Annotated in this window: 27 protein-coding genes; 9 read left to right on the top strand and 18 right to left on the bottom strand. The window is 67.0% G+C overall.

All coding sequences use genetic code 11. The features are described from left to right. Positions 1-5 precede the first annotated feature (5 nt). The 3 genes from AB4Z55_RS14545 to AB4Z55_RS14535 form a co-directional block, all read right to left on the bottom strand. Positions 6-1,511, bottom strand: coding sequence for a YdiU family protein (locus AB4Z55_RS14545; RefSeq protein ID WP_369519949.1), 1,506 nt, complete (start codon positions 1,509-1,511; stop codon positions 6-8). An 88-nt stretch (positions 1,512-1,599) separates the two neighbouring features. After that, complete coding sequence (locus tag AB4Z55_RS14540; RefSeq protein ID WP_033205967.1) at positions 1,600-1,803, bottom strand: zinc-ribbon domain-containing protein; 204 nt, start codon at positions 1,801-1,803, stop codon at positions 1,600-1,602. Between the two features lie 54 nt (positions 1,804-1,857). Continuing rightward, on the bottom strand, positions 1,858-2,322 hold the full coding sequence (locus tag AB4Z55_RS14535) for a GNAT family N-acetyltransferase (RefSeq protein ID WP_369519948.1): 465 nt from the start codon (positions 2,320-2,322) through the stop codon (positions 1,858-1,860). Positions 2,323-2,565: 243 nt separating this feature from the next. On the opposite strand from AB4Z55_RS14535, the gene AB4Z55_RS14530 reads away from it, so the two are divergent. Beyond that, positions 2,566-3,321 carry a hypothetical protein gene (locus tag AB4Z55_RS14530; RefSeq protein WP_101822439.1) on the top strand — a complete coding sequence of 252 codons (756 nt, stop codon included), beginning with the start codon at positions 2,566-2,568 and terminating at the stop codon, positions 3,319-3,321. Positions 3,322-3,360: 39 nt separating this feature from the next. Here AB4Z55_RS14530 and AB4Z55_RS14525 read toward each other — a convergent pair whose 3' ends face one another. Then, on the bottom strand, positions 3,361-4,200 hold the full coding sequence (locus tag AB4Z55_RS14525; RefSeq protein ID WP_369519947.1) for a helix-turn-helix transcriptional regulator: 840 nt from the start codon (positions 4,198-4,200) through the stop codon (positions 3,361-3,363). Positions 4,201-4,322: 122 nt separating this feature from the next. On the opposite strand from AB4Z55_RS14525, the gene AB4Z55_RS14520 reads away from it, so the two are divergent. Next, positions 4,323-5,264, top strand: coding sequence for an SDR family oxidoreductase (locus tag AB4Z55_RS14520; RefSeq protein ID WP_369519946.1), 942 nt, complete (start codon positions 4,323-4,325; stop codon positions 5,262-5,264). Between the two features lie 130 nt (positions 5,265-5,394). Here the strand turns inward: AB4Z55_RS14520 and AB4Z55_RS14515 are convergent, their stop codons facing one another. Further along, positions 5,395-5,535 (bottom strand): hypothetical protein, encoded by a 141-nt coding sequence (locus AB4Z55_RS14515; protein ID WP_180819487.1) that lies wholly within the window; start codon positions 5,533-5,535, stop codon positions 5,395-5,397. Between the two features lie 205 nt (positions 5,536-5,740). On the opposite strand from AB4Z55_RS14515, the gene AB4Z55_RS14510 reads away from it, so the two are divergent. Continuing rightward, a complete protein-coding gene (locus AB4Z55_RS14510; protein ID WP_248642647.1) occupies positions 5,741-6,484 on the top strand; it encodes a DUF6319 family protein in 744 nt (247 codons plus the stop codon). A gap of 18 nt (positions 6,485-6,502) precedes the next feature. Here the strand turns inward: AB4Z55_RS14510 and rsgA are convergent, their stop codons facing one another. The 3 genes from rsgA to AB4Z55_RS14495 form a co-directional block, all read right to left on the bottom strand. Beyond that, the gene (rsgA, locus tag AB4Z55_RS14505) at positions 6,503-7,588 is read right to left on the bottom strand and encodes a ribosome small subunit-dependent GTPase A (protein WP_248642649.1); all 1,086 of its coding nucleotides are present in this window, start codon (positions 7,586-7,588) and stop codon (positions 6,503-6,505) included. A gap of 264 nt (positions 7,589-7,852) precedes the next feature. After that, positions 7,853-7,993 (bottom strand): LuxR C-terminal-related transcriptional regulator, encoded by a 141-nt coding sequence (locus tag AB4Z55_RS14500; protein WP_369519945.1) that lies wholly within the window; start codon positions 7,991-7,993, stop codon positions 7,853-7,855. Between the two features lie 1,426 nt (positions 7,994-9,419). Beyond that, positions 9,420-10,334 (bottom strand): AAA family ATPase, encoded by a 915-nt coding sequence (locus AB4Z55_RS14495; protein ID WP_257881350.1) that lies wholly within the window; start codon positions 10,332-10,334, stop codon positions 9,420-9,422. Positions 10,335-10,521: 187 nt separating this feature from the next. Here AB4Z55_RS14495 and AB4Z55_RS14490 point away from each other — a divergent pair, with 187 nt between their 5' ends. After that, positions 10,522-11,340: a class I SAM-dependent methyltransferase gene (locus AB4Z55_RS14490; protein WP_058250547.1), complete on the top strand. Its 819-nt coding sequence runs from the start codon at positions 10,522-10,524 to the stop codon at positions 11,338-11,340. Continuing rightward, a complete protein-coding gene (locus AB4Z55_RS14485; protein WP_058250548.1) occupies positions 11,337-11,861 on the top strand; it encodes a hypothetical protein in 525 nt (174 codons plus the stop codon). Before AB4Z55_RS14490 ends, AB4Z55_RS14485 begins: the two co-directional genes overlap by 4 nt. An 84-nt stretch (positions 11,862-11,945) precedes the next feature. Here the strand turns inward: AB4Z55_RS14485 and AB4Z55_RS14480 are convergent, their stop codons facing one another. Then, entirely contained in the window at positions 11,946-13,745 is a 1,800-nt protein-coding gene (locus AB4Z55_RS14480; RefSeq protein ID WP_369519944.1) for an ABC transporter ATP-binding protein, read from the bottom strand. 110 nt (positions 13,746-13,855) lie between these two features. Between AB4Z55_RS14480 and AB4Z55_RS14475 the strand changes: the two genes are divergently transcribed. Next, complete coding sequence (locus AB4Z55_RS14475; RefSeq protein ID WP_369519943.1) at positions 13,856-14,431, top strand: TetR/AcrR family transcriptional regulator; 576 nt, start codon at positions 13,856-13,858, stop codon at positions 14,429-14,431. Positions 14,432-14,901: 470 nt separating this feature from the next. Here AB4Z55_RS14475 and AB4Z55_RS14470 read toward each other — a convergent pair whose 3' ends face one another. From AB4Z55_RS14470 to AB4Z55_RS14430, 9 genes are all read right to left on the bottom strand, one after another. Further along, on the bottom strand, positions 14,902-15,138 hold the full coding sequence (locus AB4Z55_RS14470; protein ID WP_101822478.1) for a hypothetical protein: 237 nt from the start codon (positions 15,136-15,138) through the stop codon (positions 14,902-14,904). A gap of 55 nt (positions 15,139-15,193) precedes the next feature. Further along, the gene (locus AB4Z55_RS14465) at positions 15,194-15,367 is read right to left on the bottom strand and encodes a hypothetical protein (protein WP_180819485.1); all 174 of its coding nucleotides are present in this window, start codon (positions 15,365-15,367) and stop codon (positions 15,194-15,196) included. Between the two features lie 26 nt (positions 15,368-15,393). After that, positions 15,394-15,588 (bottom strand): hypothetical protein, encoded by a 195-nt coding sequence (locus tag AB4Z55_RS14460; RefSeq protein WP_101822429.1) that lies wholly within the window; start codon positions 15,586-15,588, stop codon positions 15,394-15,396. Positions 15,589-15,610: 22 nt separating this feature from the next. After that, positions 15,611-16,297 carry a hypothetical protein gene (locus AB4Z55_RS14455; RefSeq protein WP_101822427.1) on the bottom strand — a complete coding sequence of 229 codons (687 nt, stop codon included), beginning with the start codon at positions 16,295-16,297 and terminating at the stop codon, positions 15,611-15,613. Between the two features lie 29 nt (positions 16,298-16,326). Continuing rightward, positions 16,327-16,494, bottom strand: a complete 168-nt coding sequence (locus tag AB4Z55_RS14450; RefSeq protein ID WP_180819484.1) for a hypothetical protein — start codon at positions 16,492-16,494, stop codon at positions 16,327-16,329. A 21-nt stretch (positions 16,495-16,515) separates the two neighbouring features. Next, the gene (locus AB4Z55_RS14445) at positions 16,516-16,761 is read right to left on the bottom strand and encodes a redoxin NrdH (protein ID WP_101822425.1); all 246 of its coding nucleotides are present in this window, start codon (positions 16,759-16,761) and stop codon (positions 16,516-16,518) included. 115 nt (positions 16,762-16,876) lie between these two features. Continuing rightward, positions 16,877-17,368: a hypothetical protein gene (locus tag AB4Z55_RS14440; protein WP_101822424.1), complete on the bottom strand. Its 492-nt coding sequence runs from the start codon at positions 17,366-17,368 to the stop codon at positions 16,877-16,879. Beyond that, on the bottom strand, positions 17,365-17,550 hold the full coding sequence (locus AB4Z55_RS14435) for a hypothetical protein (protein ID WP_101822422.1): 186 nt from the start codon (positions 17,548-17,550) through the stop codon (positions 17,365-17,367). The genes AB4Z55_RS14440 and AB4Z55_RS14435 overlap by 4 nt, the downstream gene beginning before the upstream one ends. A gap of 516 nt (positions 17,551-18,066) precedes the next feature. Continuing rightward, the gene (locus tag AB4Z55_RS14430) at positions 18,067-19,026 is read right to left on the bottom strand and encodes a DUF4192 domain-containing protein (protein ID WP_369519942.1); all 960 of its coding nucleotides are present in this window, start codon (positions 19,024-19,026) and stop codon (positions 18,067-18,069) included. 438 nt (positions 19,027-19,464) lie between these two features. Between AB4Z55_RS14430 and AB4Z55_RS14425 the strand changes: the two genes are divergently transcribed. From AB4Z55_RS14425 to AB4Z55_RS14415, 3 genes are read left to right on the top strand one after another with little or no spacing between them, the layout of a single operon-like run. Continuing rightward, on the top strand, positions 19,465-19,827 hold the full coding sequence (locus tag AB4Z55_RS14425) for a metalloregulator ArsR/SmtB family transcription factor (RefSeq protein ID WP_020173050.1): 363 nt from the start codon (positions 19,465-19,467) through the stop codon (positions 19,825-19,827). Then, positions 19,824-20,924, top strand: coding sequence for an ACR3 family arsenite efflux transporter (arsB, locus tag AB4Z55_RS14420; protein WP_005193688.1), 1,101 nt, complete (start codon positions 19,824-19,826; stop codon positions 20,922-20,924). The genes AB4Z55_RS14425 and arsB overlap by 4 nt, the downstream gene beginning before the upstream one ends. Further along, the gene (locus AB4Z55_RS14415; protein ID WP_369519941.1) at positions 20,917-21,600 is read left to right on the top strand and encodes a three-helix bundle dimerization domain-containing protein; all 684 of its coding nucleotides are present in this window, start codon (positions 20,917-20,919) and stop codon (positions 21,598-21,600) included. Before arsB ends, AB4Z55_RS14415 begins: the two co-directional genes overlap by 8 nt. Positions 21,601-21,637 lie beyond the last annotated feature (37 nt).

The raw sequence follows: 21,637 nt of genomic DNA, 5'->3' as shown, positions 1-21,637 counted from the left end.
TCTCGCTAGGTGCCGCAGAAGGTCTGGAAGGAATCGCTGAAGGCCTGCGGGGCCGGCGCCGCGTAGTGCGCCCACTGGGTGCGACGTTCGAACGGATGCGTGACGGCCGCCAGCAGCCGACCGAAGGGTTCCAGATCTCCCTCGGTCGCGGCGCGCAGGGCTGCGTCGACCTGGTGATTGCGCGGGATGTACACGGGATTGACCCGATCCATCGTCGAGGCGACCGCCGCGGGTTCGCGGCCGGCTGCGGCCAGCGCGGCTCGCCACCGGTCGAGCCACGGACCGATGTACTCGCGCGGTAGGAGACTGGTGATCGGGACCTGATCCCCGCGGAGCTCATCCGCGAGCGCGCGGAAGGTACCCGTCCAGTCGGCGCGATGCTCGCGCATCAGGGTCAGGAGGTCGGCGATCAGGTCGGGGTCGGCGGACGCATCTTCCAGACCGATCTTCGACGCCATGCCGGTCGCGAAGTGGCGCTCGTACCGCGCCTCGTAGGAGTCCAGCACCTCGGTCGCCGCGGTGATCGCCTCATCGGGCGTCTCGGCCATGAACCTGAGGAGGGTCTCGGCGAACCGGGCCAGATTCCACTTGAGGACGGCCGGCTGATTGCCGTACGCGTACCGACCCGCGTGGTCGATCGAACTGAACACTGCCGACGGGTCGAACGCGTCGAGGAAGGCGCAGGGCCCGTAGTCGATGGTCTCACCCGAGATCGTGGTGTTGTCGGTGTTCATCACCCCGTGCACGAAGCCGACCAACATCCACTGGGCCACCAGAGCGGCCTGACGTTCGAGGACGGCTTCGAAGAACTCGAGGTAGCGGTTGCGACCGGACTCCGAGTCCCGCGCGAGCTCCGGATAGTGACGATCGATCGCATAATCGGCGAGCTGCTGGGTCAGATCGGTGTTGCGCACCGCGTACTCGAAGGTTCCGACGCGGAGATGGCTCGCGGCGACCCGGGCGAGCACCGCGCCCGGTTCGGCACCGGTCCGCTGGATGTCGCGGCCGGTCGCCACGACCGACAGCGAACGCGTCGTCGGAATCCCGAGCGCGTGCATGGCCTCGCTGATCAGATACTCACGCAACATCGGCCCGACGACTGCGAACCCGTCGCCGCCCCGGGAGAACGGCGTGCGCCCGGATCCCTTGAGTTGCAGATCGACTCGCCCGCCATCGCGGTCGATGAGCTCGCCGAGCAACAATGCCCGGCCATCGCCGAGAAGTGGGGAGTAGCCGCCGAACTGATGACCGGAGTAGGCGGTTGCGACGGGAACCGCGTCCGCCGGGGCGGCCGCACCCGACAGGAGCGCGACGCCGTCGTCGGTTCGGAGCGCCTCGACGTCGAGCTGCAGGTCGGCGGCGAGTGACCCGTTGACGACGAGCAGCCGCGGGGCGGGCGCGTCGGCCCCCTGCCACGGCACCGTCAGGGCCGTCAGCGCATCGACGAAGGTGCGTTCGAAGCCGGTGATCGCGGCACTGGTGCGTGCGGGGGAATCGGGGGAGGCGGACACCCTTCCGAGGGTAACCAGTTTCGCACTCGGCAAACCGGGTCCGCGTCCGGCATGAGACCGAGCCTCCCCGAGTCACCCCGGACGCCGCTCAGACAGCCACTGCCGCGCCGCAGATCCCGCAGGCCTCGAAGTTGCGCCGGTTCCACCGCGCGATCGGGATGAAGAAGACGGAGAACTGCGAGTACTCGCGCATCCGCGCCCACTGGGTGGTGTTGTGGCAGCGGGGACACGCGCGGGTCTGACCCGCCCCGAGATGCTTCTGCCTACGGCCATAACCGAACAAGAAGAACACGCCGCCATGGTAGAGATCCCGGCACGGCGGACCGCCCGGCAACGTGCGTCGCGGTCACCGGCGTCGGATCATGAGGTCGTTGTTCATAACGAAACCGCATCGCTCGTAAAGGCCCACTGACCGTTCGGTTGGTGAAAGGACCGTCTTGGCGTATCCGCCATCGTCGGCGGTCCCGGTGGCGTGCCGGATCAGGTCCCGTCCGATTCCGGACCCGCGGAACGCGGGGCGCACGTAGAGGTGGCCGAGATAGCCCCAACGGCCACCGGCGGCGCGGCGAGGACTGGGCATCCGGACGTGTTCGGTCAAGCACACCATTCCGACAGCGAGATCACCGGCACCGGCGGTCCAGACCGTTCGGCGATCGTCGTCGAGCCAGGCCGTGACCGCTGCGATGAACGCACCATCGGCCCGCCACGGCCCGACGCCGGGATCGGCCTCACGCGCCCATTCCCAGCGGAGCTCGGCCACGCGCGTCCCGCTGTGACTGCCCAGTACCCGGATTCCGCTGCCATCGGTCACCTCACAAGGGTGACCGATGGCTGCGTCGGCCGTGCAGCGCGGCATCGTTCGTGATGGTCACCTGCATTCGTCACCGGGTCGAACACGCAATCGCGGATTCAGGTCCTCGACGAGAATGGTCAGCGCGTCGGCGCCGCTCGTCGACCGGGCAGCGGACCGATGGTCATCGGTACGCTCGGTGGTGTCCGAATTGTCGGTTGGTGACGACCGGCATGCCGCGGACACGCGAAACCGGAGGGAAGCATGGAAGCACTGATCTTGATCGCCGTCATCGTCGTGGTCGTCGTCGGGGTGGTGGTCTTTGCCCAGCAGCGTTCCGGCGCCAACGCGGCCCGCACCCTCGACGACGCGAAGGCCGATGCGCGACAAGCCATCGAACGACTCGGGGGACAGGTGTTCATGCTGGTCGGCGACGGACCGGCGTCGAAGCAGGCGCTGGCCGACGCGGGGGAGCGGTACACCGCGGCCGGCTCGCAGATCGAGCAGGCCAACTCCCCGACGCAGGCCCGACTGGCGAAGCAGACCGCCATCGAAGGTCTGTACTACATCCGGGCGGCCCGCGCCGCGATGAACCTCGACCCCGGACCGGCGATTCCCGAACTGGACGGACAGAAGAGCGCCGGCGCGGTCACCGAAGACCGCACCGTGGAGTTCGAAGGACGGCAGGTCGCAGCCTCGCCGAACCCGTCGGAGCAGACCCCGAACTACTACCCGGGCGGTCGTGTCGCAGGGCGACCGGTGCCGGCGGGCTGGTACTCGGAGCCGTGGTGGAAGCCGGCATTGGTCGCCGGCGCGTGGGGACTCGGTTCGATGTTCCTGTTCTCGGCGATGTTCTCCGGCATGGCAGGCGTGCCCTACGACGCGCAGGGATTCGAGAGCGGCGCCGGTGACGGCTCCGACACCGGCGCGCTCGACGGCGGGGACTCCGGGGACTTCGGCGGCGGCGATTCGGGAGACTTCGGCGGTGGGGGAGACTTCGGCGGCGGGTTCGACTTCTGACCGTCCCCCGAACTCACCCCGTGCAGCCCACGGATTCGATCAGAGCGCCGACGGCGCTGCGACGACAGAAAGCAGTCGGAGTTTCTCCGAACTCGCGCTGCCAGGGGTCGCGGTGTAGGCGAGCAGCGAGTGCGAACACCGCGGGTCGACAAGGATCTGGCAATTCAACTCCAGGAACCCGACTTCCGGATGCACGTACCTCTTGAGGTCTCGCGGGGCGATTCCCACCTCGTGCCGGGCCCAGATGTCGCGGAATTCCGGACTCTCCCCGCGGAGTCGTTCCGCCAGCGAGGCCGCGTGGGATTCCGGGCCACGGAGCGCCAGCACACCTCTCAGGCCCGAAACGTACATGCGCGAGTAGAACTCGTGGTCCTCGACAGGATGCAACCGGCGAGAACCGTAATCGGTGAACCACCGGTACCCGATACTTCGCGCGGGACCATCGAAGCGCATGAGGTCGCCGACAAGGGCGACACCGAGTCTGTTCTGGCGCAACGTCTCACCGAGTTCGGTGACTATCTCGGCAGGAGTGTCGGTGAGACGGTCGAAGATGCGCATCATGCCCGGAGAGACGTGCTCACCCTCGGTTCCCCGCACCGGCGGCTGGTGGCCGGCGAGAAGGAACAAATGATCTCGCTCCTCGCGCGAGAGGTGCAGTCCTTGCGCGATGGCCGCGATCATCTGCGGCGACGGCTGCGGGCCGCGCTCGCGCTCCAACCGGGAGTAGTAGTCGGTGGACATGTGGCTCAACGCGGCGACCTCCTCGCGCCGGAGTCCGCCCGTGCGACGGCGTTTCCCGCGCGGCAGCCCCACGTCCTCTGGCTGCAGGGCGCCACGCCGCACCCGGAGGAAGTCAGCGAGGCCGGCACGATCGATCATGCGGGTCATTCTTCCGCGGACGGGTGGCGCGCAGCCACGGATCGACAGGTCGTGGTTAAAGGTTCGACACCACGCGACACTCGGAACACGTGGGAACGAACCCGACCCGACGAGGAGCTCCGATGTCACGAGGCAGCAGGTATGACCTGACCATCCCAGATCTCACCGGTCGACGAACGGTGGTGACCGGCGCGAGCGACGGTGTCGGGTGGGAGATCGCGGCAGCTCTGGCCGGCGCCGGCGCCGAAGTGGTCATGCCGGTGCGCAATCCCGGCAAAGGTGCGGCGGCTGCCGAGCGTATCCGGGAACGTCATCCCGCGGCCACGCTCGCTGTCGAAGAAGTCGACCTGGCTGTCTTGTCTTCCGTGGAGGCATTGGGCGCGCGGCTCCGGACCGACGGCACACCGATCAGCATCCTCGTCAACAACGCCGGCGTCATGACCCCGCCGGAGCGCATGACCACTGCCGACGGATTCGAGCTCCAGTTCGGCACCAATCACCTTGGGCATTTCGCTCTCACCATCGCCGTCCTCCCACTGCTCCAGGCAGGGAAGGCGCGGGTCACCTCGCAGACCAGCATCGCAGCGAGACGCGGCGCAGTGCGGTGGAACGATCTCAACTGGGAGCGCGACTACGACGGGATGAGCGCATACCGCCAGTCGAAGATCGCTTGCGCCCTGTTCGGGCTCGAGCTGGGACGCCGAAGTCGCGCCGCCGGCTGGGAGGTGACGAGTACGATCTCGCACCCTGGCGTCGCTCCGACGAATCTCCTCGCGGCGCGACCGGAGGTCGGCAGGACGGTGCCGACCGGTGGCCGCCGGGTGATCGAGTGGTTGTCGAGACATGGTGTCGGTGTGGGCACCGTCCAGACGGCGTCTCTCCCCGCACTGATGGCTGCCACGACGCCGGGTGCGGTCGACGGCGCGTTCTATGGGCCTCAGTGGCCTGGCCATGCGGGCGGACCGCCCGGCGCGCAGACACCGTGGGTGCCGTTCCGCGACCGCGAAGCGGCAGAACGTCTCTGGGATGTGTCCGAGCAGCTGACCGGGGTGCGAGCGGGCTGACCGTCAGACATCGGCTGCCGAGCCGGCCGATTCAGTGGTGTGTGCCACCTGCGGACCGAAGTCAACGCAGGTGACACACCGGCAAGGAGCACTTGTGGTGCTTTCCACTCGAAGTCTGGCGGCGTACGAATCAGGGGAAGAGCGTGAGGAATGTGGCGGCCGAGGTCACGCACAGCAGCGCGGCGATCGTCATCCCGGCGTACGCGTGGTCGGCGATCGGGACCTCACGCGCGGAGGTCGACGTGTGTGCCGGGGTGTTCGCTTGAGTCACTGGTTTTCCCTCCGAAGGCCCGTTACCGTCCCTCAGAACATTAGGGCCGCGAACGGTCTCGATCGTCCCGCCATTCACCATCGAGGCCAGTCCGATGCTTTAGGTCACGAAAAAGTAACGGTCGGCTTCTCAATGGTTTGACCCGCGTCGAAGCGCCTCACCCCCATTCCGGGCTCTGCCGCACTGTCGATGACCGTTCGCACGCATGTGCGACAATGGCGCGGTGAGTTCACAGACAAAGGCCGGACTGACTCCCGGCGACCTCGAGTCGCTGTCCGCTGCACTCGCTTCCGGAAAGCGGGTCACCGTGTACCTGCGGGACGCGATGCCGTCGTTGAATCTGGAGGCCGGCGCCTCGGCACGGGTCGTGTCGATCGATGGTTCGACAGTGACAGTGAGCCCCAGGGGCGTCGACGATCAGTTGCCGTTCGAGGCCGACGAGTTGCGGCGGAATCGAACGGCGCCCGCGTCGGCCGCCGGCGGACGAACCTCGAAACGGCAGCCCGCGCAGGACGTTCCCGTCCCGGTCGCCAAGCCCGCCACCACCGAATCGAGTCCGCGCCAGACACCCAAGAGGGCGCAACCCGTCGCCGACACTCAGTCCAGAGCCGGGGAGCCGGCGCCCTCGCCCGCCACGAGCAAACCGCCGCGAAAGACGAAGGCGCCGACCGCTCCGACGACCGTGACCATCACCGCGGCCGGAGAGAGCACCTGGACGGTGGCAGTGTCACACGGCACCAGGAAGCAGGGGAGACCCACCGAGGTGACCGCCGACCGAGTGGCCAGGGCCATGCGCGAACTGGGCGACGAGACCGCGATCACCGCGGTCGACACCGTCATCGAGTCGGCACGCTCGGCCGCTCAGCGTCGCATCGAGGAACTCAGTCAGGAGCTCGAAGCCGCGCGGGCCGCCCTGGCGCACCTGGACGGTCCCGTCGGCGACGACTGACCAGTGGGCTGAGTCCGCTCAGCCCTGTCGGTCCCGAAACCGATACATCGCGCGTATGTCCCGCGTGATGGCCTTGTCCCGCTTGCTACGCTTGCTCGCCTGGCGGGCATCGCCCCGGGCCGCCGACCATTCGCTTTCGCGAAGCAGTTTGCGGTAGCGCTCCAATCGACCCTCATCAATCCGACCGTCTCGAATTGCTTCCTGCACCGCACATCTGGGCTCGCTACGGTGCTCACAGTCGCGGAATGCGCAGTCGTGTGCCAGCTCCTCGATCTCGGCGAAGGTCTGACCGGCCGCGTCCGCGACATCCTGGACCCCGATACCGCGCAGACCAGGAGTGTCGATGAGGGCCTTGCCTCCGGGAAGAATCAACAGCTCACGGTGCGCCGTGGTGTGTCGTCCCTTACCGTCGACGGAACGGATCTCGTTGGCCGCCATGTGATCACGTCCCAGCAGCGCATTGGCCAGGCTCGACTTGCCGGCACCAGACGAGCCCAGCAGAACGGCGGTGCCGGTCATGGTGGCCGCGAGCGCGTCGACACCGACACCGCTGACCGTGCTCGTCACCACCATCTCGGCGCCCGGGGCCACCGCGGTGACCGCGGCTTCGCCGGCGACGATGTCGTCGACCAGGTCCGACTTGGTCAACGCGATCACCGGTCGCGTGCCGGCGTCGTAGGCCAGCGTCAGCAGGCGTTCGATCCGGCCGAGGTTCACCCGGTTCGCCACCGACACCGCGATGATCACCGTGTCGACGTTGGCAGCGAGCACCTGCCGTTCGGACGTCCGATCCGAACTCGCCCGCGTGATCGCCGTCCGGCGCGGCAACACGTCGACGATGTGGGCCGGCTCGTCATCGCGGCGCAGCACGACCCAGTCGCCGGTGCAGACCGTCCGCTCGCGGTCGGTGCCGAGTCCGGAGCCGCGGATCGCGCGAACCGGACCCGTTGCGGTCAGGGTGTCGCACCCGCCGCGATCCACCCGCGCGACGCGCGCGGGCACGTCGCCGTCACGGGCGTGATCGGCGAACAGAGTCGAAAAATAGTCGTCCCAGCCGAGCGTGGTCAGCTCGATACGGCAGGACGAATGATCTGGAGAATTCACTGTTGAGACCTTCGGATGTGCCCGCCGCCCCGGAAGCGCAGCCGATCCGCGACTCAGTCGCATGCACGGGAACAGCTTTCGAGGGTCAGAGACGGGCTGGAGGAATGGGGATGGTTCGGATGCTGTGGGCGACAGCGATCTCGACGGCAACCATCGACTCACCTCCAGGTCTCGCGCTGTCCATCATCGAACAGCGCGGCTCACGCTAGCACCGGCCGAAAGGGCCCGCCACTTCTTTTTCCGACGAGGCACGCCCACCCGGCACTATCTCAGCCCCAACTCGACGCCCTGCGCGAGAATCTCACGACGCGAGGTCATCCCCAGCTTGGACAGCACCGCCGAGACGTGGTGGTCCGCGGTCTTCGACGAGATGTACAGGCGCCCGGCGATCTCGGTGTTCGACAACCCTCGGCCACCAGACGTGCGACTTCCAATTGCCGGTTCGTCAGGCCGCCGGGATTCACCCGCGTCGCCGGCCTGGGTCGCTGGGGGACAGAGGCGCAACCTCGTTCACGCAGCATCGCCCGTGCTCGATCCGCGGTACCCACGGCGCCGAGTCCGTCGAGCATCGTCACACCGCGTCCGGGATCGTCGGAGTCCAACCAACACAGCGCCGACGAGAACGGATCACCCGCGTCCGACCACCATCGCGCGGCGTCGGCGTGCCGGCCGTCGAGCGACAGCCGATACGGTTCCGCGATCCGGCCGGTCTGCGTCGGCAGACCCAGCCGGGACCGCCACACGGCGAGACTTCCCGACCCCCACTCGGTTCCGTCGTCGTCGAGGGTGTCCGACGCGACGACCCGCGCATCCTCGATCCCGGTCATCCAGCTGATCTCCGCGAGCGCGGTCAGAACCGCGAGTCGCCGTAGGGGTTCGTCGATCTGGCTGGCCAGCGTCCACGCGTTCTCGATCTCGGCGGCATCGAACGGGGCACCACGGCGAAGTGGCACCAACACCGTGACCAGGAGCGGCCACAGCCTGGCGATCGGCATCCCGTCGGCCTCGATGACCGCACCGGCGTCCTCGAGGGCACCGTTCCAGTGGCCACGCGTCAACTGCAGCCGACTCCGGACCGCCGTCTGCCAGTGGCGACAGATCTGGATGTCCCGTTCGACCGTGAACGGGAGTCCGACGTCGAGAATCCGGTCGGCAGCTCGGTATCTGCCCTGTTCGACGTCGAGGCTGGCCACTTGTGAATAGACGGTCGACGCCAGTTCGTCGAAGCCGCGTGCGCGCGCGGTCTCCATGTGCGCGAGAAGCCTGCGGCGCGAATCCTCCTCACCACCGGACAGCGCGGCCGATTCCGAGACGACCCGAGTCCACAGCTGGAGTTCCTCATCGGGAGCCGAGGCGGTGTCGGCCAGTAGGGATGCGGTACCCGTCACGTCGCCGCGCATGAACGCCAGGAACGCGCGCTGGATCTGGGCCTGGCTGTACACCGTCGTGGCGCCCGTGCCGTACGCGATCTCCGCCGCACGAGTCAGGTGCGACTCGGCACGCTGCCGGTTGGCGCTGTAGTACTCGTAGACCCCGACGGCCACATGCGCTGTCGCCAAAGCGGCGTCGTCGCCGAGCTCGGCCCACAACGGGAACGTGTCGTCGACGCTGGCTATCGCATCGCGCAGTCGGCTGACCATGTACTGCTCGTTGGCCAGCGCAAGCAGCAACTCCGCACGCTCGCGCGCAGAAGCGTTGCGCTGATGCTGCTTCGCGATCTCGTAGTAGGCGACGGCCTCCGTGTGTGCGCCACCGCGGATGGCGTCCTCGGCCGCCGCGAACGCATGACGGATGGCTCGGCCGGAGTCTCGGGCTGCGACGGCGTGATGGGTCAGCACCGACGGGTGCACGGTACCCAACTGTTCCAGCGCGTCCAGGAGCTGCGCGTGCAGATGTGCGACCCCACCCGGTGGGATCGTGGATTCGATTGCCCGCCGGGCCAACTCATGTCGAAAGAGATGCCATCGGGTCGCCACTCCAGCAGCCCGGTGTCGGCGAGCCGATGGAGTGTGGGGTAGTCGATGCGCAAGGCGGGCAACGCGGTGTCGGCGACGCGTTCCGGCGAAGCAGCTATCAGCTGGAGCGCCTCGAAATCTGTCGCGCTGACCTTCGTCGTCCGTGCCAGCACCGCGTCACGCACCGAGGACGGGATCGGCAGATCGGGTTCACGAGAGACCTCGGTCGCGAAATAGGGGTTGCCGCCGGTCGCGGCATGCACACGCGCGGGATCGAGACCTGTGCCCTCGACCAGCTCTGCGATCGCCGCGACGCTGAGCGGCGGCAGTTCGATCCGACAGACGTCTTCGGCGAGAAGTGCACGCGCCGCCGCCTGCGGTTCGAGATCTCGATGAGTCAGCAGCAAGAGCAGCGGCACCGACTCGATCCGGCGACACAAGAACCGCAGCACATCGGTCGAGGCGGCGTCGACCCAGTGCAGATCTTCCACCACCAGCAGCGTCGGCTCGGCGCCGAGATGGGCGAAGGCGGCCTCGCAGACGTCGGCCAGCATCATCGGCTCGCGGCCGATCCCGAGATCCTTCACCGGTCCCAGTGGTCGCGGGGTGTCGAGCGGATCGCAGGCCACCCGCAGGACGCGCACATCTGCAGCGGTCGCACAGATCTGCGCGACCAGCGTCGTCTTGCCCGCGCCGCTCTCGCCCGTGATCGAGAACGCCGAGCCGGTCGGGAACCGGGCAAATGCCGCGCTGATCTGCGACAACTGATCGGTTCTCTCCAACAGACGCACCGTCCGAGTGTAGGCCGCGAGACGGCCGAATAGGTGGGTCTACCCATTCAAGGGCAGGACGCTCGACGAAAGATGGGAGGTCCTCACCGATGTGGCCCGCATGCCCGGTGACCGACTGTTGTGGTGCGCCGGTACCGACATCGGTCACCGACGGCCAGTCGTCCCACCACATAGAATGGACAATCCAATGACGACATCCCTCTCCCCGGACCTCGTCTCGTTGCGCGACAAGCAGCAGAAGGTCTGGAGCAGCGGCGATTACAACCGTATCGCCGCGCTGACCGTGCCGGTCAACGAAGCGACCGTCGCCGCGGCGTCGGTCATCCCCGGCGACCGTGTTCTCGACGTCGCGACCGGCACCGGCCACTCGGCACTCGCCGCAGCCCGGCAGGGCGGCGACGTCACCGCGATCGACTATGTGCCTGCACTTCTCGACATCGCCCGCAGCCGTGCAGCCGCAGAGCATCTCGACGTCGACTTCATCGAGGCCCCCGCCGAGGTTCTGCCGTTCGGCAACGGGGCCTTCGACACCGGCATCTCGACGATCGGCATCATGTTCGCCGCCGATCACGAACAGGCGGCCCGCGAGCTGACCCGCGTCGTCCGACCGGGTGGGCGGATCGTCGTCACGAGCTGGACTGCGGACGGTTTCGTCGGCGGGATGCTCGCCGCCGTCGGCCGCCACGTGACGCCACCTCCCGGAGCTCGTCCCGCCACTCGTTGGGGCGACCAGGAGTACGTCGCCTCGCTGCTCGGTGACCGTGTGCAGTCGCTGGACTCGCACACTGCCGCGCTGACCGTGAGGTTCGTCGACGCGTCCGCGTTCGCGGACTTGTTCCTGAGCCATTACGGGCCGACGTTCACCGCCGCGTCGAAGCTCGACGACGACGGTGAGCAGGCACTCCGAGCCGATCTCATCGCACTCGCAGAGTCCCACGAGCGGCCGGTCCCCGGCGGGATCTCGATCGACTGGGAGTACCGCGTGGTCGAGGCGGTGCGGTCGTGAACGCTTCTCGCAGACACCGCAAGGTCATCACCCGCCTGGCTTCGGCGGTGGCGATCGCCGCTGCCGTCGGGGTGGCGGCACCGCTGGCGACGACGGCATCGGCAGCGCCCGCCCGCACGCCGGGCGCGACTCTGACGATCGTCGATCAGAACATCACCGGCGCCGGCAAGAACCGCATCATCATCCAGGGTCTGTATCCGATGACCCGTGCGGACGCCGTCGGGTTCGTCACCCACATCAACGATCGGGGCTGTGGTGGCATGCACTACATCGTGCTGGGAGACGACGGGAAGGAGCAGTACCTCTACGATCGCAACTTCCCGGGCACCTCGGTGAGCACCGACGGATTCCTGCGTGCATCGGACCGTGGACTCGAATATCTTCGCCAATTCGTGGTTCCCAGTTCGGTTCTCGATGAGGACCGGGACGGTGCCGACGAGGTGTTCGTCCGGGTCCGGTTCACCGACGGTGACTGCCGGGCGCGCGTCCAGACCACCAACGTGGTGGTCGGCAGGTTCTGACCCGACAGCCACCTGGCAGCGCCCACCCGACAGCGCCCACCCGGCAGCGCCCACCCGGGCTCGACCGGGTGGGCAAGTGCCGGACTACGTGCGGTCTGCGGGTTCGAGGTCGGTGTCGATACGCATGGCGGCCACCAGCTCGCGATAGAGCTCGTCGGTGGCGAGCAGGCTTCGATGGTTGCCGACAGCGCGCACCCGACCGGCCTCGAGGACGACGATCTGGTCGGCGTCCATGATGGTCGAGAGCCGGTGGGCGATCGTGACGACGGCTCCGCGGGTCGCCTGTCGTCGGATCCCCTCGGCCACCGAGGCCTCGGTGAGCCCGTCGAGCTGGGCGGTCACCTCGTCGAGCAGGAGGAGTTCGGGGTCCACGACCAGCGCCCGGGCGAGTGCGATCCGCTGCCGTTCCCCGCCGGAAAGGGTGGACGTGGTGACGTCGGTGAGGAGACCGTCCGGCATCGCACGGACCCGGTCATCCATCCGAACAGCCGCGAGTGCGCGCCAGACCTCGTCGTCCGAGGCCTCGGGTGCCGCATAGACGAGGTTGTCGCGCACGGTTCCGGGAACGAGCGGGGTGTCCTGTTCGACGTAGGCGATCCGGGCTCGTAAATCGTGAAGTGTCCACTGATCCAACGGTCGGCCGTCGAGCACGATCTCGCCGCGATCCGGCCGCAGGAACTTCAGGAAGAGGGAGAAGATCGTCGTCTTCCCGGCACCCGACGGTCCGACGATGGCGGTGTGCCCTCGGCGTGGAATCGTCAGGTCGATTCCGTCGAGCGCGGCGGGAGCATCGGGCGCGTAGCGGTACACCACATCGCGAAGTTCGAGCGCGGCAGCGGTCCGGTCGACACGGGCCGGCGCGGGCTCGGACACCGCGTCGTCCGATTCCGTTCTGAGATCCGAGATCTCGGAGATCCGAGCGGCAGCGGCAAGTCCGGACTGCAGTGCGGTGACACTCATGGTGAGCAGCGAGACCGGCATCATCAGCTGGAACCCGTAGAGCAGGAAGGCGATCAGGGTACTGACGGTCATCGAGCCGTCCGCCACGCGCCAGGCCCCGAACGCCAGCACGATCATCACCGCGAGGTTGATCCCCGCACCGGTGATCGTCCAGGCCCACGCCTCGATACGGACGGCCCGGATGCCTTTCCTCGCCGACCGATGCGCGAACTCGCCGATCCGGTCGGACTCACGTGCCTCGGCGCGACTCGCCTTGACGGTGCGGATCGATCGGAGAATCCCTTCCAATCGTCCACCCAGGTAACCGATCTCGGCCTGCGCGTCTTGCTGCGCCTTGGCGAGACCGGGCATCAGGACTGCTGCGGCGACACCGACCATGATGATGACGACCATCGTGGTCGCGAAGAGCGGGAGGTCCAGAACCGCCATGAGTACCAGCGCGCCGGCCATCCCCACGAAGCCGTTGACACCGTTGACGATGCTCGATGTCGTCGCTTCCCGGATCAGCAGAGTGTCGGAGGTGACGCGGGCGACCATCTCGCCGCTCGGTCTGCGAGCGAGTTCGGGGACCTCGACGCGGAGCAGGTGGCCGATCAGCCCGGTTCGGGTGGCCAGGATGATGCGTTCGGCCAGCGTGCCCAACATGATCGTCTGGATCAGCCCGATCACAGATCCGGCGACGAGCAGCACGGCCAGAACCGTGATCGGCGCCGTAAGGGACTCGGACACCGCGAGACCGTCGAGTACCCACTTCGTGACCAGAGGAGTGGCGAGTTCGGCGGCGGTGCCGAGTAAACCGAGGAAGACACCCAGGGCGAGGAGTCCCCGGTACGGGCGCATGTACCCCCACAGAATCGCCAATTCGGTGCGCATCGGCATGTCCGGGGTCTGCCCGGGGTCGGCCGTGGATACCGAAGTCGTCATCGAGTCAGCCCTCCCGAGCGGAACATTCAAGATCTAGAATGACACATCAATGTCTCATTTTCAACGCATGACGTTGCTGTGGTCACCGCGCGGTGGATAGTCTCGGCCATGTGAACGAAGCGCCGGAGCCGGCCGCCGTCTCGGGCGTGCGCCTGCGCACCCGACAGGCCATAGTGTCAGCCGCCGTCGCGGCATGGGCAAGTGATTTCTCGACGTCGCTCGGCGACATCGCCGACCGGGCCGATGTCAGCCGGAGCACTCTGCACCGGCATTTTCCCGACCGTCAGTCATTGGTCGATGCCGCCCTGGTGGAAGCGAGCACCATCCTCGATCGACAGTCAAAGGAAGCAGTGGACGGCTGCGAATCAGCTCGCGCAGAACTGGAGTCGTTGATGCGCGTCATTCTCGGCATCGGCGACATCATCATGTTCCTGTTCTCCGACCCGAACCGATTCGAGGGCAACCCGGAATGGTCTGAGGAAGAGGACCAGATGCTCCCCGAGATCCTCACCCGGGCACAGAAGGAGGGAGCCATTGCCGACGACCTCGAGACGCGATGGTTGGTCGGGGTGTTCTATTCGCTGTGCTTCGTGGGTGCGGTCTCGATCGCGACCGAGGGGATGTCACGGCGTCGCGCCGCCGATGTCGCCCTCCGGACGTTCTTCTCCGGAGTCTCTGCCGACTGATTTCGTCCGGTGTCTGCGTGTTCGTCACCGCCCGGGGAGTCGGCGTCGGCGATGACTTTCGTCCCGTGGTGTGGTCACACTTCGCACAGACACACGATCGGATGAGACATGAGCAACGTGAACGTATGGGCTTGTGCGGTGGCAGTTGTCGCGGCATTCGCGGCGAGCGCCGTGTACTACGGCATTCTCGGCGAACCTGCTGCCACGGAGGTTCGGCGACCGGCTTGGGCGACGCCGATTGTGGAGTTGGCGCGTAACGCGTTGCTCGTCGTGCTCGTCGCCGGCCTGGTCTCTCGCCTCGATCCGGGTTTCACCGGCGCACTGCTGCTCGCCGCGGGACTGTTCCTCGTCCCGCTTGTGCTGCTCGCGGGTGCCGTTTTCCACGAGGGAACTGCGATGTCGGCGGCGGCGGTACACCTGGGGGACTGGCCACCGGCGGTGATGCCGCTACGACCGGTCACAGGTGACCCTCAGTCGGTCGGCCTAGCCCGCCTAGCGCGGCTAGCCATCGCGACTGCCTCAGCGATCGCTTCGGCGTCGGTGAACTCACCGCGCGCGGCGCGGGTCAGAAACTCGATGTCCTCGCGTTGCGGGTCCCACCCCTCGAGGACGTTGTTGTCGATTGCCTGGACCACTCCGCGGACCTGGGTGTCGGTGAGGCCGGCGAACAACTCGGGCCAGCGCTTGATCCACCTCGAATCGGTCATCGAAAGCACTCCATTCCTTGGGCCTCGCGTCAGAACCCGTTGGGGATCGTCGCGCTCAGACCGACGAGAGGATGGCGGCGTAGATGAATGCGAGAACGCCGAGACCGGCCGCAGCCCGGTAGATGGGTTGCGGGTCACGAACTTTGCTCTGCCACTGTCCGAGCAGCGTGAGTCCGACCGCGATGAGCAACAGCACAATCGTGGGGCCAAGGATCATCAGTGTGGGCATGAACCTCTCTCTATCAGGGAGGTCTGTCAGAACAGGGCGATCTGGTCGCGGGCCGCGAGTTCAGCGGCACGCTGGTGGGCTTGGTCGGCGGCTCGTTTGACGACGACTTCGGGTAGGGCGAGGTCGTGGGCGATGTCGGCCCAGCTGCGCCCGTGCTCGCGCATCTCGGCGGCGAGGTCCTGGACTTCGCGGTCCTGCGCGTCAGGATCGTCGTCTGTCATCACGATGGCCGTGCCTTTCCGTTCAGATGCGGGCGAGGGTGTCGCGGATGGCCAGCCACCGGGTCTCGGCGGCTTGTTGATGTCCGGTGAGAGCCGTCCAGTGGCCGGCGAGTTCGGCGGTCGGGCGCTCGGCGGTCACTTGGGTCATGCGGGCCAGCAGCGCGCGGTAGCCGCGGCGGTACCAGCCGTCGATGAGGGCCGCGGCCAGGTGAGGCAAGTCGGCGCTGTCGGCGACGGGGCGACCGTGCCGCGGCGAGGCGATCTCGAGCATGACGCTACGGGTGCGGGTGGTCAGTCCTCGATCGGCAAAACGTGCATTGACCAGAACCGGTGTGGCGGGGCTACCTTCGTCGAGCAACGTCACCGCGGTGTTGAACACGTCCTGATGCACGGCACTGAGGAACACCACACTGCTGGCGGGAAGCACAGTGCTGGTGGTGCCTGCGTCACGGTCGGCGCGCGACCCGATCAGCGCCTCGACGACCTGGCGGGCCCGGGCCGGTGGCGCCCACAACAACGCGGTGAGCATGTCCAGCTCCAGGGCCAGGGTGTTGTCGACCTCGGCGGTGTCCTCACCGACAGCGCCGGTGAGGGTGAGGTCATCTGCGGCTGTGACGGTTTCTAGCTCCGGCAGCGGCTCGATCGCGGTGGCCGGCGGCTGCGGCACATCAGGGGGTGCGACCTCGGGGTTCTCGGCCATGACGATCACCTGCTGTCTCCTAGTTGGTATCGGCGGTGTCAGGCGACGTCGCTACGGACGCCGGTGAGGTCGTCGTACGCCCACTGTTCGTTCTGGGCGGCCAGTTCGGCGAGCTCGTCGCCGTAGCGAGGATCACCCTCGGCATAGGCCTGTTCGGACTTCACCCAGTAGGCCACGGCACGCTGTGCGTAGTCGGTGGAAGGCATTGGTCTCGTGGTCCTTTCGGGTCAGGCGGCCGCAGCGCCGAGCGCCTTGATGTGGTCGGGTCGGAAACCCGACCAGTGCTTGTCGCCGGCCACCACGACGGGGGCTTGCAGGTAGCCCAAGCTCATCACGTAGTCACGGGCCTCGGGGTCCTGCGTGATGTCGACGATCTCGTAGGACAGTCCCGCTCTATCGAGAGCCTTGTAGGTGGCGTTGCACTGCACGCACGCGGGCTTGGTGTAGACGGTGATCGTGGTGTTCTCGCTCATCTTCCAACCTTTCTTTCATCCGCATCGCGAGCGGTGTTTCTTGCTTCCATTGTAGGCTGTATTATGTTGCCGCGCAACCTATTTCGGCTGTTCAACGCCGTTTCGGCGAGTGAGTTTAGGCGCGGTGGGGGCGGTGGCGTTCGATGTCGGTCCAGCGTCCTGGGGTTAGTCCTTCGGCGGCGTCACCGGGTTGGCAGGCGAGTTCGGCTGCGGCGGCGAAGATCTCCCAGAGTTTGGGGCCGGGGTGATGGTGGTGGTCGCGTTCGTGGGCGATGACGGCTTGCTGCCAGCTCATCCATGCTCCAGGGGAACCGTGGCGTTCAGGGGTGAGTAGGGGATTGCTGGCTGCTGCTGCTCGGCGGGCGGCCGCGCCGGCGGCGTGGTGGGTCTTGATGAGGGTGCGTTCGCGGCGGGGGTGGTGCTCGATGAGGGTGTCGAGTGTCCAGGTGAGCAGGTCGACGTCCAGGAGCATCCGGTGGCCCGCGCGGCGGCGGGTGTCTGCTGCGAGGTTCGCAGCGGTCCAGAGAAAGCCGGCTCGGGTGGCGGCGTAGTCGGCGGGCACGGCGGCGGGGGTGTAGATGTTCGGCGCTGTGAGTGTTGCGGTCATGTCGGGTTGCCCTTTCGTGGGTGGGGGAGGTCAGTGGTCGCGGGCTTCGCGCCCCGGCTGGCGGCGCGGTCCTGGCGGTTGGCCTGGCGCTTGGCGGCGCGGATGGTGTGCGGGCTCTGGTGGCTGCGGCTTGCGCGGCTAAACACGTCGCGCTGGGTGCCGTTGCGGGTCTGACGTGCCATCGGGGTTCCTCCCGCGGCCGGGTGGTTTGTTTGACACCTGCCATCTCGTCGCCGGCGGGAGGTCGGTGCAAGGGTGTTCACAGCGAAAAAGTCATCCGGGGCGCAGCCCTGCAAACCCGTAGGGCGGATTAGTTTTTCGCGGCCCTTGTCGCCGGGCCGACCAGAGGTACGAGACTGGAAGGGGGCAACAAACAAACCCCTGCCTGTGCGGCGGCAGCCGCACAGGATTCGAGTCCGGCCCGTGGGCCGGTCCTTTGGGGTCGCCGGGCGCCAGCTCGGCCAACAGGTCTGTTCGGCGTAGCCGATCCGCTGGCCTGGCCGTTACCGTGAGGTATGTCTTCTTCGGTTGAGCGTGCTTTGGCTGATCTGTGGGTGCCGTTGGCGTCTGAGATGCGGGCGGTGGTTGATGGTCGTTCTCGCGCTGCGGCTCCGCGGGTTGATCTGTGGTGGCGGGAGGCCATGCCCGAGGGTGTGGAGGCTCAGATCTTCTGACCTGAGCCTCCTGCCCTGCCAGGCTTAGGCGAAGTCCTCGGGGGTGGGGAAGTGGCCGCGGAACAGTTCGTCGGCGAGTTCGGCGGTCGGGATGATGGTGCGGAGCTCGTCGGGGGAGATGCCTGCCCGGATTGACTGGTCGAGTAGGCGGGCGAAGCTGGGGAGCTCGGTGTCCTCGGCGATGTGGTCGAGGATCACGTTGACCACCGATCCGTTCCCGGCGAAGTAGTAGCAGGCGGCGGCGAGGGTGAGCACGTTCGCACGGTCAGTGTCGCGCAGGGGTCGGGCGAGTTCGGTGAACACGGCGGCGGCGGCGGCCGGATCGTAGGCGGCGGTGCGCACGAAGGCGTCTCGGTAGACCAAGTGGCGGCCGATCATCGCGGCGACCTGGGCGGACAGCTCGCGCGGGATCTCGGTGGGCCAATTCACCATTGCCGATACGACAGCCTTGGCGGCGACGTCGGGCTGTAGCTCGACACCTGTGATGTCGAGGGCGGGTTCGGTGGTGGCGGCGATGCTGGCCCGCAGGTCGGATCGCTGCTCTTGGATGGGCTGTCCGTCCATGACGCGACGGGTTGAGGCGAAGCTGTCGCGGTAGTCGCCGCTGATGCCGGTGTCTCCGGTGATGAGGTCACGGTAGGGTGCGGGCTGGTCACACCGGGTGACTACGGCACGGTGGTCGGTTTCGATGCCGTAGCTGGTGAGTGCATCGCTCATGAGGCGGACGGCGGCGCCGCCGGTCTCGTCGTCTGGGGTGATCGCGATGACTGCGGCGCGTGGGGTGTTGTGGGTGTTGAGGATGTTGGCGAAGTAGTTGGCGAAGTTGGCGTCTGCGGCGGCGATGTCGTGGCGTCCGGTGATGCCGATCTTGAGGCCGCGCTCGTGATCGGAGATACCGATGACTACGAGGGAGTCGGCGGGCACGAATCCGAGCAGGCCGGGGATTGCGGCGATGACGTCGGCGGTGGTGAGGATGCGCTGCATGGGTGTGGGTGTCCCTCCTGTGTCGGCCCTGGCGGGCCGGTGCTTTGCTTGACACCTGCCATCTCTTGCCGGCGGGAGTGCGTGGCAAGGGTGTTCACAGCGAAAAAGTCATCCGGGGCGCAGCCCTGAAACCCGTAGGGCGGATTAGTTTTTCGCGACCCTTGCTGCGCGCGACCAGAGGCGGGAGAATGGAAGGGGTCAGCAAAGCAGACCTGCGAAATACCGTGCGGCGTAGCCGCTCCGATCAGGTGACAGCGCAGCTGGCAGTCGATGACGGCGGATGCCGGCACCTCACACGAGACCGACCGTTGACGGCCAGCTCGACGGGACCACACCGGACGCACGTGGCAGTCGGGGATCTCAATGCGGGAACGCAAGTGCGCTCCCGGGTATCGGAGGGCCTTGTCCCGTTGAATCGATGTATGTCAATATTGACGGGTGTCGAATAAGAACTTGCTTCTCTTGCCAGGCCGCGGCCTGAGTGGTGACGAGACCGGAGCGGTTACCCCGCTGCTGAAGGCGCTCGCGGATCCGGTTCGGCTGCGGTTGCTGTCGGAGGTCGCCGCGCATCCGGGAGGTGAGGCGTGCGTGTGCGACATCTCCGGGCCGTTCGAGCTGTCGCAGCCGACGATCTCGCATCATCTCAAGGTGCTGCGTCAGGCGGGTCTGGTGACGAGCGAACGCCGCGCGACCTGGGTGTACTACCGTGTGAACACCGAAGCACTGCAACAACTGTCGGTCCTGCTGGGCGATCTCGCCATGGTTGTGGGGGAAACTCGTTCGTGCGAGGCCGACCAGTGACCACCACCGACACCGCGGTCGCGGCGAAGTTGTCGATGCTCGACCGGTTCCTGCCGGTGTGGATCGGCGCAGCAATGGTCGCGGGCCTGATGCTGGGCCGCACCGTTCCCGGCCTGGGTGACGCCCTGGCGGCCGTGGAGATCGACGGCATCTCGCTGCCAATCGCTCTCGGACTGCTGATCATGATGTATCCGGTGCTGGCCAAGGTGCGCTACGACCGACTCGACTCGGTCACTGGCGATCGTCGCCTGCTCCTGGGATCGCTCCTGCTGAACTGGATCGTCGGACCCGCGTTGATGTTCGCGCTGGCCTGGCTTCTGCTCCCGGACCTACCGGAATACCGGACCGGACTGATCATCGTCGGTCTGGCGCGCTGTATCGCGATGGTCATCATCTGGAACGACCTGGCGTGCGGCGACCGCGAGGCGGCTGCCGTCCTCGTCGCACTGAACTCGGTGTTCCAGGTGATCATGTTCGCCGTGCTGGGCTGGTTCTACCTTTCGGTGCTACCCGGATGGCTCGGCCTGGAACAGACGACCATCGACACCTCGCCGTGGCAGATCGCGAAGTCGGTGCTGATCTTCCTCGGAATCCCGTTGATCGCCGGCTATCTCACCCGCCGCATCGGCGAACGGGCCAGAGGCCGCGAATGGTACGAATCCTCGTTCCTCCCGCGATTGGGGCCGTGGGCCCTCTACGGTCTGCTGTTCACCATCGTCATCCTGTTCGCCTTGCAGGGGGAGCAGATCACCTCTCACCCGTGGGACGTCGTGCGGATCGCGCTGCCGCTGCTGATCTACTTCGCGGTGATGTGGGGTGGCGGATTCGTCCTCGGCGCCGCGATGGGGCTGGGTTACGCACGGACCACCACGCTGGCGTTCACCGCCGCCGGCAACAACTTCGAACTCGCCATCGCCGTCGCGATCGCGACCTATGGTGCGACCTCCGGCCAGGCTCTCGCCGGGGTCATCGGGCCACTGATCGAGGTCCCGGTTCTCGTCGCCCTCGTCTATGTGTCCCTGGCATTGCGGAAACGCTTCACAACTCCCACTGCTTCTAGCCTAGATGTGTCGAAGGAGCCTGCTCGCGATGTCTGAGAATGCGTTGGACGAACACCTACGTCGCGGTGAACACCGCGAGCAGCCCGAACTGTTGATGCCTCATACCGTGTTGGCCCGTACCGCCGCCGACTTGGCCGCCAAGTACGAAGGGGTGGTGTCTCGCCAGACGGTAGAACGCTGTGTCTTCGAGTCCTACACCGTGTTACGGCGTACCTCCCGGGTGCATACGCATCTGACGACCTTGGCGGGCCGGTTCGCGGCTGATCGGTTACGCGCCCTCGCCCAGGCTGAGGGCGCGGTGCCCAAGGATGTGCCCGAGGTTCTCTTCATCTGCGTGCAGAACGCCGGCCGCTCGCAGATGGCCGCAGGATTGTTGACCCATCACGCCGCTGGGCGGGTACACGTGCGCTCAGCCGGGTCAACACCCGCGCACTCGATCAACCCGACCGTCGTCGAAGCAATGAGCGAGATCGGCGTCGACTTGGGTACGCAGTACCCCAAACCGCTAACCGACGATGTGGTCGCCGCCGCCGACGTGGTCGTAGCGATGGGTTGCGGCGACGCGTGTCCGATCTATCCCGGTAAGCGGTATCTCGACCGGACGGTCTCCGATCCTGAAGGCCGTCCACTAGGCGAGGTTCGCGCCATCCGCGATGACCTTGATGCCCGGGTTCGCGAGCTCCTTGCCGAGCTCACGGCCGACCGTGTGTGACTTTCCGAGCTTTCCTCCACAGCTGAAAGGGCCTGTG

Origin of the sequence: Gordonia sp. ABKF26 (genome assembly GCF_041103195.1) — a bacterium.
GTDB lineage: Bacteria > Actinomycetota > Actinomycetes > Mycobacteriales > Mycobacteriaceae > Gordonia > Gordonia terrae.
The sequence above is the reverse complement of the archived record's forward strand: the minus strand, read 5'-3'. Positions and strand labels throughout refer to the sequence as shown.

Coding starts and splice junctions, on each gene's coding strand:
- AB4Z55_RS14525 (WP_369519947.1), bottom strand. CDS start 4,200: ATGATCGATCGTGCCGGCCTCGCTGACTTCCTCCGGGTGCGGCGTGGC.
- AB4Z55_RS14520 (WP_369519946.1), top strand. CDS start 4,323: ATGTCACGAGGCAGCAGGTATGACCTGACCATCCCAGATCTCACCGGT.
- AB4Z55_RS14465 (WP_180819485.1), bottom strand. CDS start 15,367: ATGCCCACACTGATGATCCTTGGCCCCACGATTGTGCTGTTGCTCATC.
- AB4Z55_RS14440 (WP_101822424.1), bottom strand. CDS start 17,368: ATGACCGCAACACTCACAGCGCCGAACATCTACACCCCCGCCGCCGTG.
- AB4Z55_RS14510 (WP_248642647.1), top strand. CDS start 5,741: ATGTGCGACAATGGCGCGGTGAGTTCACAGACAAAGGCCGGACTGACT.
- AB4Z55_RS14435 (WP_101822422.1), bottom strand. CDS start 17,550: ATGGCACGTCAGACCCGCAACGGCACCCAGCGCGACGTGTTTAGCCGC.
- AB4Z55_RS14415 (WP_369519941.1), top strand. CDS start 20,917: ATGTCTGAGAATGCGTTGGACGAACACCTACGTCGCGGTGAACACCGC.
- AB4Z55_RS14460 (WP_101822429.1), bottom strand. CDS start 15,588: ATGACAGACGACGATCCTGACGCGCAGGACCGCGAAGTCCAGGACCTC.
- AB4Z55_RS14530 (WP_101822439.1), top strand. CDS start 2,566: ATGGAAGCACTGATCTTGATCGCCGTCATCGTCGTGGTCGTCGTCGGG.
- AB4Z55_RS14480 (WP_369519944.1), bottom strand. CDS start 13,745: ATGACGACTTCGGTATCCACGGCCGACCCCGGGCAGACCCCGGACATG.
- AB4Z55_RS14470 (WP_101822478.1), bottom strand. CDS start 15,138: ATGACCGATTCGAGGTGGATCAAGCGCTGGCCCGAGTTGTTCGCCGGC.
- AB4Z55_RS14450 (WP_180819484.1), bottom strand. CDS start 16,494: ATGCCTTCCACCGACTACGCACAGCGTGCCGTGGCCTACTGGGTGAAG.
- AB4Z55_RS14490 (WP_058250547.1), top strand. CDS start 10,522: ATGACGACATCCCTCTCCCCGGACCTCGTCTCGTTGCGCGACAAGCAG.
- AB4Z55_RS14445 (WP_101822425.1), bottom strand. CDS start 16,761: ATGAGCGAGAACACCACGATCACCGTCTACACCAAGCCCGCGTGCGTG.
- AB4Z55_RS14430 (WP_369519942.1), bottom strand. CDS start 19,026: ATGCAGCGCATCCTCACCACCGCCGACGTCATCGCCGCAATCCCCGGC.